Raw genomic sequence first — 1,434 nt, forward strand, 5'->3', positions numbered from 1 at the left:
CGAGCTGGATATCAATCCGGACCTGTGGTTTTTCGCCTGCCACTTCGAAGGTGATCCGGTGATGCCGGGCTGCCTGGGCCTCGACGCCATGTGGCAACTGGTCGGCTTCTTCCTGGGCTGGCAAGGCCTGCCGGGCCGCGGTCGCGCCCTGGGTTCGGGCGAAGTGAAATTCTTCGGTCAGGTCCTGCCGACCGCCAAGAAAGTCACCTATAACATTCATATCAAACGCGTCCTCAAGGGCAAGCTGAACCTGGCCATCGCCGATGGTTCGGTGACTGTCGACGGCCGCGAAATCTACACCGCCGAAGGCCTCCGGGTCGGCGTTTTCACTTCCACTGACAACTTCTAAGGGTTATTCGCATGCGCCGCGTCGTTATCACTGGTCTGGGCATTGTTTCGTGCCTGGGCAATGACAAAGAGACCGTCTCCGCTAACCTGCGTGCAAGCCGCCCTGGCATCCGGTTCAACCCGGAATATGCCGAAATGGGTCTGCGTAGCCAGGTTTCCGGCTCCATCGACCTCAATCTTGAAGAACTGATCGATCGCAAGATCTATCGCTTCGTCGGCCACGCGGCAGCTTATGCCTACCTGGCCATGAAAGACGCTATCGCTGACTCCGGCCTGACCGAAGAGCAAGTGTCCAACCCGCGTACTGGCCTGGTGGCTGGCTCGGGCGGTGCTTCCACGCTGAACCAGATGGAAGCGCTGGACATCCTGCGCGAGAAAGGCGTCAAGCGCGTCGGCCCATACCGCGTAACGCGGACCATGAGCAGCACCGTATCCGCTTGCCTGGCCACGCCATTCAAGATCAAGGGCCTGAACTACTCCATCGCTTCTGCCTGCGCCACCAGTGCTCACTGCATCGGTACTGCCATGGAACAGATCCAGATGGGCAAGCAGGACATCGTCTTCGCCGGTGGTGGTGAAGAAGAGCACTGGAGCCAATCGTTCCTGTTCGACGCCATGGGCGCTCTGTCCAGCAAGCGTAACGACACCCCGGAACAAGCTTCCCGTGCCTACGACAAAGACCGTGACGGTTTCGTCATCGCTGGCGGTGGCGGCATGGTCGTGGTTGAAGAGCTGGAACACGCTCTGGCCCGTGGCGCGAAAATCTACGCGGAAATCGTTGGCTACGGCGCGACCTCCGACGGCTACGACATGGTTGCCCCAAGTGGCGAAGGCGCGATCCGCTGCATGCAGATGGCGATGTCCACCGTTGATACTCCGATCGACTACCTGAACACCCACGGCACTTCGACCCCGGTCGGCGACGTCGCGGAAATGAAAGGTGTGCGTGAAGTGTTCGGCGACAAGGCTCCGGCCATCAGCTCCACCAAGAGCCTGTCGGGTCACTCCCTGGGCGCCGCAGGCGTTCACGAAGCGATCTACTGCATGCTGATGATGGAAGGCAACTTCATTGCCGGCTCCGCCAAC

The 1,434-nt window shown here is 60.3% G+C and carries 2 protein-coding genes; both read left to right on the forward strand.

Going from position 1 to position 1,434, the window contains the following annotated elements; genetic code table 11:
* Positions 1 to 349, forward strand: a 349-nt coding sequence (gene fabA / locus ACRESJ_RS21655; protein ID WP_431759728.1) for a bifunctional 3-hydroxydecanoyl-ACP dehydratase/trans-2-decenoyl-ACP isomerase, incomplete at its 5' end; no start/stop codon positions are given.
* 11 nt (positions 350 to 360) lie between these two features.
* Positions 361 to 1,434 (forward strand): beta-ketoacyl-ACP synthase I (fabB, locus tag ACRESJ_RS21660; protein WP_431759729.1); only part of this gene is annotated, 1,074 nt, incomplete at its 3' end.

This window comes from Pseudomonas sp., from assembly GCF_050739655.1.
GTDB lineage: Bacteria > Pseudomonadota > Gammaproteobacteria > Pseudomonadales > Pseudomonadaceae > Aquipseudomonas.